Origin of the sequence: Leptolyngbya sp. GB1-A1, assembly GCF_039962475.1 — a bacterium.
In the GTDB taxonomy this organism is placed as follows: domain Bacteria; phylum Cyanobacteriota; class Cyanobacteriia; order Elainellales; family Elainellaceae; genus Leptolyngbya_A.
In genome coordinates this window covers 44,672-53,936 of sequence record NZ_JAMPLI010000032.1, presented here as the reverse complement: position 1 = coordinate 53,936, position 9,265 = coordinate 44,672, and the positions used below count along the sequence as shown (strand labels likewise).

Sequence of the window (9,265 nt, the reverse complement as noted above, 5' to 3'; positions counted from 1 at the left end):
TTGGAGCAATGCTTAGTGCCGCAATTGCAGCCAGGAGATGTCATCGTCATTGACAACGCTAGTTTTCATCATCGTCAAGCGATTGAGGAGATCGTCACTCACGCAGGATGTGAGATTTGGTACCTGCCGCCCTATTCTCCAGACTTGAACAAGATTGAGCATTGGTGGTTTGTCCTGAAGAACTGGATGCGACAGCGATGGGATGAGTTTGAAACCTTTGATTGTGTCGACGCTGCTTTCAAAAACTGCCCTAACGTGATTGCGTAGCGCTATACTTGAGGTCTAGTTTATTTTGGATTGTTTTAACCAGCATTGGCTACGCAATCTCTTCAAACATATTGCTGTTTGCCCTCATCACAAAAATCGATCCTCAATCCTTCAGAAGTCTTCTGGCAGCCGCGCTTAATTATGATTTTGGAAGTGGATTAATTCATCTGCTTGGGCTAACGATTCTAGCTTTAGTTCTGTTGAGTAATATTCTAGTTGGGCTATGTCAGTGGCTCTTTTTGCGTCAATCGCTTCACTCAGTTTGGTGGTGGACGTTTATTCCTGTTTTAGCGGGTTTAGCCTGTATTCCTACGTACTTAGGAATTATCGTGATTGCTCGACTATCTTTATCTTTGGAGCTCAATTTCAGTAATAGTATATTTCAGCATTGTTATTGCAATAAACAGTGTTTTCTATGGAGCCATTCAAAGCGTGGGTTTGTGTGGATGTCGGAGGCGTGGCTCTGTATCCTGAAACTCATACGTTACGCTGCGCTAACACATCCTACGACTTTGAACGTTGGGATCATTGGCTTGGTTCTCCCTAGAATTGGGGGCGAGGGGCGGTTCGGAGCATGAGTATCACTTTTCAAATGGGTTCTAAGCGAAGAAACCGATCACCTTTTACTATCAAGTTAAGCGGCTGGCTGGAAACAAGTAGGTTTCTACCGCTAACCCAAGGATCATCGATCACCTAGAGGAAAGCCGTACTCTCTGAAGTCCGATCGCTGGCAGCATCTAGGCTAAAATGGAGCCGTAGTCACCTAGACATTGGATTCTAGACACTCAAAGCACTGCGTCTATGACAACCGCCACCCCCGCCAAAACTCAGTACGAAGCGATTATTGGTCTGGAAACTCACTGCCAGCTCAGGACTGATACCAAGGTTTTCTGTAACTGTTCCACCGAGTTTGGTACGCCACCCAATACCAACGTTTGCCCGATCTGCATGGGAATGCCGGGTGTGCTGCCCGTGCTGAATCAGCGGGTGCTGGAGTATGCCGTGAAAACGGGTTTGGCGTTGAACTGCCAGATTGCCGACTACAGCAAATTCGATCGCAAGCAGTATTTCTACCCTGACCTGCCCAAAAACTATCAGATTTCGCAGTATGACCTGCCGATCGCCGAACATGGCTGGCTGGAAATCGAAGTGCTGGACAAAGCAGGCAACCCGACGCGCAAGAAGATTGGCATTACGCGTCTGCATATGGAAGAAGATGCTGGAAAGTTAGTTCACGCAGGCAGCGAGCGGCTCTCAGGCTCGAAGTATTCCCTCGTAGACTACAACCGCACGGGCGTACCCCTGGTTGAGATCGTGTCAGAACCAGACATTCGATCGGGTCAGGAAGCAGCAGAATATGCTCAAGAACTGCGGCGAATTGTGCGCTATCTGGGCGTGAGCGACGGCAATATGCAGGAAGGATCGCTGCGCTGCGACGTGAATATTTCCGTACGTCCGGTCGGCACAGAAAAATTTGGCACGAAGGTCGAAATCAAAAACATGAACTCCTTCAGTGCAATTCAAAAGGCGATCGAATACGAAATTGAGCGGCAAATCGAAGCGATCGAATCCGGCGAACGCATTGTGCAGGAAACTCGCCTCTGGGAAGAAGGGGCACAGCGCACCATTAGTATGCGGGTCAAAGAAGGCTCGAGCGACTACCGCTATTTCCCCGAACCAGACTTAGCGCCGATCGAAGTCAGTGCAGACCAGCGCAATGCCTGGAAAGATGAACTGCCCGAACTGCCTGCTCAAAAGCGTCACCGCTATGAGACTGAGCTGGGACTGTCCCCCTACGATGCCAAAGTGCTGACTGAGGATGGGACGATCGCTGCCTACTTTGAGTCTGCGCTGGCGACAGGAGCAAGCGCGAAGCCTGCGGCAAACTGGATCATGGGTGACATTAGCGGCTATCTCAACAAAGAGAAGCTGAGCGTGAACGAGATTGCCCTGAAGCCTGAAACCCTGGCAGAAATGATTCAGCTGATTGAGTCCAACACGATCAGCAACTCTGCTGCCAAGGAAATCCTGCCGGAATTGTTGAAGGAAGGCGGCTCGGCAAAGGCATTGGTCGAAAAGAAAGGACTGGTGCAGGTGTCTGACCCGAAGGTGATCGAAGCGGCGATCGATCAAGTCCTGGCAAAGTTTCCCGACGAGCTAGAGAAATATCGGGGCGGCAAGAAGAATATGCTCGGCTTCTTTGTCGGTCAGGTCATGAAGGCAACGGGCGGCAAGGCTGATCCGAAAGTGACCAATCAACTGCTTCAGCAAAAGCTGAACGGTTAGGCGATTTATTCGAGCGAATAAAGGAGATTCGGGGCACAATCATCACCGTTTTGATGACCTGTTTTAGTGACCCGGCTCCTGCTCTAACCACTGCTCAACTGCTCCAGATATCGCTCGATTAGCAGAATCGCTACAATATCGTCGATCGCTCGCGGCGGAGTGCGGAGTCCCCGGGGCAAGAGGCGCGTCAATCCGCGGGGGGGGAACATTTGCCAGTAGCGATCGCGGGCTTCCAGGGTGCTGTAGCGTTCGTTGATCAGGACAATGCGGGGCGGATCGGTGAGCTGCTCGCTGAGCTTCTGCTTCCATTCCTTCGCGCTGGTTTGATTGCCCATGACCAGAGTTGTGATGGGAAACCGCTGCCGAAGTTGTTCGATCGTCTGAATTGCGGCTTCGGCAGCGATGACTTGGTGAAAAAACAGGGTGCGATCGACTCCAACAATAGCCACACCACATTTTTGCCGTCCGGGATCGAAGCCTAGAATCACAGGCTGAGCAGGCGCAGAGGGAACTTGCATGGATGCGGCAGCAGAAAACGACGGGAAAAACAGATTAGTTTCTAGACTTTAGACGATCGACCCAGCGAAGGAAAGAGGCAAAGGACGCGATTCTTATGGAGCTTCGGACGGTGGATCGATCGCAGGCATTTGCAGGGTACTAAACAGGGGTTGCCCATTTTGAACTGCCTGTAGCTCGATTTGCAGCGGGCCAACGGTGCTGATATTGGTGGGGGCAATGACTTGAATGTCGATCGGCTGCTCAAGCGTTTTCACCCGACCCAGAAAAGAGCGAACGGCTTCTGGATCATTGTTTGCCAGGGTTAGGGTTTCGGTCGGAATGCCTGCTCGCCCAGCGCGAAACACAACGGCAGACAGCAACAGATTGAGTTCCTCTAACAAGTCGCTGTTGTCTTGGAGCAGGGGCGGATTGATGGTGGCAGAGGCAATGATTTCGTTTTGGCTAAAGACGCGCTCATTCAAAAACGCGGTGGCATAGACTTTGACGCAAGGTTCGCCTGCCAGCACACAGGGTTCACCCAACACATAGTTTCCCTGCGAGAGAATTCGCACCAGGTAATCGCGCCCGTCTTTGATCTGGTTTGCAAGCTGTTCGACTTCGACATTGGTAATCTGAATCACTTGCTGATTGCGATTTGTGCCGCCTGGAAACACTCTTTGCAAAGCAGAACGATTTGCCTGACGCAAAAGCTGATCAACGGCTTCAGGAGCCGCATCAGGATTGACCACGCGCAGCACGCCCAATGCCAAAGGCTGGTTCCGAAATACGGCAACATTGCCCGATCGCAGCCCTTCGTATTCCTGCCGCAGAATTTCCACATCCTGAGCCAGAAGGGTGCGCTGCTGCTCTAGTGCTTCGAGTTGGGACTGCCGGGAAGCAATTTCCTGATCACGGGCAGCAATTTGCTGGTTGCGCTGGGCAACTTGGTTCTCTGCCTGCCCGATTCGCTGAGTCAATTCTTGACGATCGGACTGAAGCTGCTCAATTTCGTCTTGAAGCACAGCGGCTTGGCGCGAGACAGAACTTAGCAGAGTTTGCGCCTGCTCAAATCGGGACTGAATCTGCTGAAGCCGGGACTGGGTTTGCTCTAGCTGCCCCTGGGTTTGTCGCTGCCGTTCCTGAGAGGTTTGCAGCGATCGGTTAATTTGCTCTAGCTGTCGCTGGGCACCCCGTCGCTGCTGACGAGCCTCCTGTAGCCGATCTTCGACTTCTTCTTTTTCAGTGGTGGCATCTTCGAGATCCTGGCGCGTGGTTTCCAGATCATCCTGAATGTTTTGCAGCTCAAATAGCCCCGTTCGGAGCTGATCGCTGACCGCAAGCAGGACTGCCAGGGTTGAAGCGGAAATAAGTCCTCCAGTCAAAATTGTGATCAGGGTGGCGGTCTGCCGGGGTCGTAGTTTGAATAGGCTCAGACGCGCTTTGCCTACGCGCATTCCCAGACGATCGCCCACCGTGGCAATCACCCCGCCCAGAAGCAATACGGCAAAGATTAGGACCCACCCTGTGGTCATCGTTTCATTGAAGGCACGTTCCAATCCAGCCTACTGTAATTTGGGGCTGAGGTATCAGCTTGGGGCTGAGGTCACTGCCATTGAGGAGTGGCTTTTTGCTGAAAGTTGGTCTCAGAAAAGTTTGGATCAAAGTCTGGATTCAAAAACGTTGGACAGCGCAAAGTTTAATTTTCTTTTCGGCTGGCTGCTCCACAAAGCCCTAGAAAACTTCTTATGCTGGTTTACTAGCGTTTCTTGACATTGATTCATGCCTTTTTTCGATCGGTTCACCCCGCTCTTTTCCTGCCTGAACCCTAAACGCATTGCTCGCATTAGGCATCCTGGGTTACGCCTGCTGGTGATGGGGTTAACGGTGTTCAGTCTGGTTTGGAGCCAGTTTATGCCTGTCGCACTGGCGCAAACCGCTTCTTCGACCAATATTCAGCCTTATATTGATCGCGTCAAAAACCAAATCATGGAATTCACGCTCGATAACGGCATGAAATTTATAGTAATGGAGCGGCATCAGGCTCCCGTGGTTGCATTTGAAACCTATGTCACGATCGGGGCTGCCTATGAGGAAGAAGGCAAAACGGGGGCAGCGCATTTTCTGGAGCATTTAGCCTTTAAGGGAACCAATCGAATTGGCACGACAAACTATCGGGCGGAGAAGCCGTTGCTCGATCGACTCGATCGGCTATTTGAACAGATTGAGGCAGCCAAGGCAGCAAACCGCACCGAACAGGCAAATCGGCTTCAGCAGGAATTTATTCAGGTGCGTCAGGAAGCGACAGCCTTTGTCAGGCAAAATGAATACGGGCAAATCGTGGAACAGGCAGGCGGCGTGGGGCTGAATGCGGCAACTTCTGCGGATGCCACGATGTATTTTTACAGCTTCCCGGCAAACAAGCTAGAACTGTGGATGTCGCTGGAGTCTGAGCGATTTCTCGATCCGGTCTTTCGCGAATTCTACGAAGAAAAGGACGTGATCCTGGAAGAACGCCGGATGCGAACCGACAATTCGCCGATCGGCAAAATGATCGAGCAATTCCTCGAAACCGCGCTGCCGGGGCATCCCTACGGTCGTCCGGTGATAGGCTCCGAGGCAGATATTCGCGGCTTGACGCGCCAGGACATTATTCAGTTTTTTGATACTTACTACACGCCGGATAACATGATTGCGACGGTGGTGGGCGACGTTGACCCCGATCGCGTGAAAGAACTGGCACAAGCATACTTTGGACGCTACAAGGTGCGATCGAGTGCGCCAGATGTGCAGGCAACCCTGCCCAAGCAAACGCAGCCCAAAGAAGTCTTGCTGCAACTGCCGACCCAACCCTGGTATATGGAGGGCTATCAGCGTCCTGCGATTACTGACCCGGATGAGGTGGTTTATCAAGTGATCAGCAGCATTTTGGGCGACGGGCGAACGGCTCGGCTTTATCAATCGCTAGTGCTGAACAACCAGTTGGCACTGGACTATAGCATTTCCAATAGTTTTCCGGGCGATCGCTACTCAAATCTAATGCTGATCTATGCGCTCACCGGGCCGGGACATACCGTTGAAGAAATTGCGGCAGTTTTTGATGCTGAATTCAATCGCCTCAAAACGGAGCCTGTCACCGCCGAAGAACTCGATCGCGTCAAAACCCAGTCCCGTGCCGGACTACTGCAAACCCTTGCCTCGAATGAGGGCATGGCAAGTTTGCTGGCTGAGTACGAAGCCAAAACAGGCTCCTGGCGCAACTTATTTGAGTTGATTCCAGCGATCGAGGCAGTTACTCCAGCCGACATTCAGCGTGTAGCACAGGCAACCTTTAGACCTGAAAAGCAAACGATCGGCAAACTGCTCTCGACGGATGCTCCGGTTCTGCCTGGACGCTAAGAGGATGTTGTACAAATATCTTGTTTTACAAAATTCAGAGCCAAGATAGCCATTCCATTCCTTCTTCTCATAGCCCTTCTATTTCTCACCGCTCATGAAATTTTCGCTTCGCCCCTGGCTGCGTTACAGCCTGACTTCGATCGCCGTCCTGCTCACTGTAATCCTGGGATTCGGACGTGCCCCGGCTCTGGCAGTCACGCCCCGCCACTACAGTGACTTGGAACTGCCTGCTGCACCCGAGATCACCCTGCCCGAATATAGCCGCTTTGAGCTACCCAACGGACTCCGGGTTTACCTGCTCGAAGACCACGAACTGCCTCTGGTCGGCGGCACGGCAACAATCTACACAGGCGATCGGCTAGAACCTGCGGACAAGGTAGGTTTGGCAGGTATTACCGGAGCAGTGATTCGCAGCGGCGGCACAGCAGCTCACCCGCCCGACATGTTAAATCAGTTGCTAGAGCAGCGGGCAGCCTCGATCGAAACGGGCATCGATACCACCGCAGGCAGTGCAGGCTTTAGTGCCCTGAGTGAAGATCTGGAAGAAGTGTTTGGCTTGTTTGCAGAAGTGCTACGCCAGCCTGCCTTGCCTCAGGACAAGATCGATCTGGTGAAAACGCAGATTCGTGGTTCGATCGCTCGCCGCAATGACGATCCAGACTCGATCGCCCAGCGCGAGTTTAGCAAGCTGCTCTACGGAGCAGACAGTCCCTATGCTCGTACTGTTGAATACGCCACGCTGGACAATATCTCGCGGCAGGATGTGCAGCAGTTCTATCAGCAGTATTTCCACCCGAATAAGATGCTGCTCGGCATTATCGGCGACTTCGACTCGGCAAAAATGCGATCGCTGATCGAAGCAAAGCTGGGTGACTGGCAACCCGTCGGAGCAGATAAAATCGATCCGCCTCAAGCAACCCAGGCAAAGCAGGGCGGCGTATTTCTGGTTGATCAACCCCAGCTCACCCAGAGCTCAGTTCTGATGGGACATCTGGGCGGCAAGCTAAACGACCCGGACTACGCGCCGCTCACCGTGATGAATGAAGTTCTCAGTTCCTTTGGCGGACGCTTGGTGAACGAAGTGCGATCGCGGCAGGGACTCGCCTACAGCGTCTACGCTTTCTGGTCACCCACCTTTGATTATCCGGGCACGTTTACAGCAGGCGGACAAACGCGATCGGATGCCACCGTTCCCTTTATTCAATCCACGCTGGAGCAAATTGAGAAAATCCGCACCCGTCCCGTCACCGAAGCCGAACTGAGTCGAGCTAAGGACTCAGTGCTGAATGCCTTTATCTTCCGCTTCTCTACTCCTTTTGCCACCCTGTCGCGGGTCATGCGCTATGACTACTACGGCTATCCGCAGGACTTTATCTTTCAATATCAAAAGCAGGTCGAAGCGACCACTGCCGCAGACATTCAGCGAGCCGCTCAAACCCACCTTCAGCCTGACAAGCTCGTAACGCTGGTGGTTGGCAACGCCAAGGACTTTACGCCACCGCTCCGCTCGATCGCCCCCAACGGTCAGGTCACCCCGATCGACATCACGATTCCGGCGGCTCTAGGGGCGAAGTTTTAGCAATCGTCCCCAACTTTCTCTAACGGATTGGTCTGCTTAAACGGCAACTCCTGGTTGATTGCGTCCATTTCCTGCTGCTCCATTTCGTTGATTTCATCAATATAGGTATGCAGGATTTGGCTCAGCCGGGGCTGATAGAGACGGTGGAGTGAATAGTTAGGGGTTGCCGCGAAGCCGCGCCGTTTTTTGTGTCGTCCGCCTGCGCCCGGATCAAAAAGCTGAATGCCGTTGGCAATGCCCCACTCGATCGGTGTGTAGTAGCAGGTGTCAAAGTGCAGATTATCAAACTCCTGCGTTGCGCCCCAGTAGCGTCCATAGAGCCGATCGCCCTTGGTTAAACAGAAGGACATCCCGATGGGGTGCTGGTTTTCTTCGGTGGAATACACACCAAACAGCACCACACGATCGAGATAGTCGGGATAAAGCTGCTCAAAAAAGCGGCGCGTCAGATATTTGCTGCCCCACCAGCCGAACTTGTCACAGGTATCGGCGTAGAAGTGGTACACATGCGACAGGAGCGATCGGCTAATCTCTTCCCCAGTAAGCGGCTGAAGCCGTAGACCGGCCTGGGAAACTGCTTTTCGTTCGCGCTTGATATTGCGCCGCTGGTTGGCATTAAACGCGCCCAGATAATCCTCAAAGCTTTGAAAGTTCTGATTTTGCCAAATATAGCTGTGGTGCAGCCAGGTAAAAAAGCCGTGTCGCTCCATGGTCGATCGCCATTCGGGATCAACGTAGAGAAAATTGCAGCCAGAAATCTTGTGCCGCATACAGAAATGATCGATCGCGTTGACCATCAGCTCGGTTAATTCATCTTCGTCCTCACCGGGCGCAATCAGAAAGCGATAGCCTTCGGCAGGCGTAAAGGGCGACATCCCCAACATTTTGGGATAGTAGGCAACCCCGATTCGCGCCGCCAGATCTGCCCACTGATGGTCAAACACAAACTCACCATAGCTGTGGCTCTTAAGATAGAGCGGAGCCGCCGCCACAAGGGATCGATCGCGCCAGACCGTGAGGTGAGTCGGCAGCCAGCCCGAGTTCGCACCGACGCTGCCCGATGTTTCCATGTTGTGCAGCCACGTCCACTCCAGAAAAGGCGTTTTGAGTGGCACAGCGATCGCATCCCATTCTGCTTGGGGAATTTCCTCGATTTTGTGAATCCACTGGACGGCGTAGCGAGGCTGGAGTTTTTCAAACATGAGGAAAAGGATGGAGGGGTGGGAGGAGTAAGGGGTA

At 52.7% G+C, this 9,265-nt stretch carries 7 protein-coding genes; 4 read left to right on the top strand and 3 right to left on the bottom strand.

Going from position 1 to position 9,265, the window contains the following annotated elements; genetic code table 11:
• On the top strand, positions 1-267 hold a 267-nt coding region (locus NDI45_RS22380), incomplete at its 5' end, for a transposase (RefSeq protein WP_348247740.1).
• Positions 268-1,068: 801 nt separating this feature from the next.
• Positions 1,069-2,553, top strand: a complete 1,485-nt coding sequence (gene gatB / locus NDI45_RS22375; protein WP_348248818.1) for an Asp-tRNA(Asn)/Glu-tRNA(Gln) amidotransferase subunit GatB — start codon at positions 1,069-1,071, stop codon at positions 2,551-2,553.
• An 83-nt stretch (positions 2,554-2,636) separates the two neighbouring features.
• On the opposite strand, the gene NDI45_RS22370 is transcribed toward gatB, so the two are convergent.
• Complete coding sequence (locus NDI45_RS22370; protein WP_348248816.1) at positions 2,637-3,071, bottom strand: pre-16S rRNA-processing nuclease YqgF; 435 nt, start codon at positions 3,069-3,071, stop codon at positions 2,637-2,639.
• 93 nt (positions 3,072-3,164) lie between these two features.
• Positions 3,165-4,583: a DUF3084 domain-containing protein gene (locus NDI45_RS22365; RefSeq protein ID WP_348248814.1), complete on the bottom strand. Its 1,419-nt coding sequence runs from the start codon at positions 4,581-4,583 to the stop codon at positions 3,165-3,167.
• Between the two features lie 379 nt (positions 4,584-4,962).
• Between NDI45_RS22365 and NDI45_RS22360 the strand changes: the two genes are divergently transcribed.
• The gene (locus NDI45_RS22360; RefSeq protein ID WP_348248823.1) at positions 4,963-6,447 is read left to right on the top strand and encodes a pitrilysin family protein; all 1,485 of its coding nucleotides are present in this window, start codon (positions 4,963-4,965) and stop codon (positions 6,445-6,447) included.
• Between the two features lie 94 nt (positions 6,448-6,541).
• Positions 6,542-8,026: a pitrilysin family protein gene (locus tag NDI45_RS22355; protein ID WP_348248812.1), complete on the top strand. Its 1,485-nt coding sequence runs from the start codon at positions 6,542-6,544 to the stop codon at positions 8,024-8,026.
• On the opposite strand, the gene NDI45_RS22350 is transcribed toward NDI45_RS22355, so the two are convergent.
• Positions 8,023-9,228 carry a GNAT family N-acetyltransferase gene (locus NDI45_RS22350; RefSeq protein ID WP_348248810.1) on the bottom strand — a complete coding sequence of 402 codons (1,206 nt, stop codon included), beginning with the start codon at positions 9,226-9,228 and terminating at the stop codon, positions 8,023-8,025. The two genes, NDI45_RS22355 and NDI45_RS22350, sit on opposite strands and share 4 nt — an antisense overlap.
• Positions 9,229-9,265 lie beyond the last annotated feature (37 nt).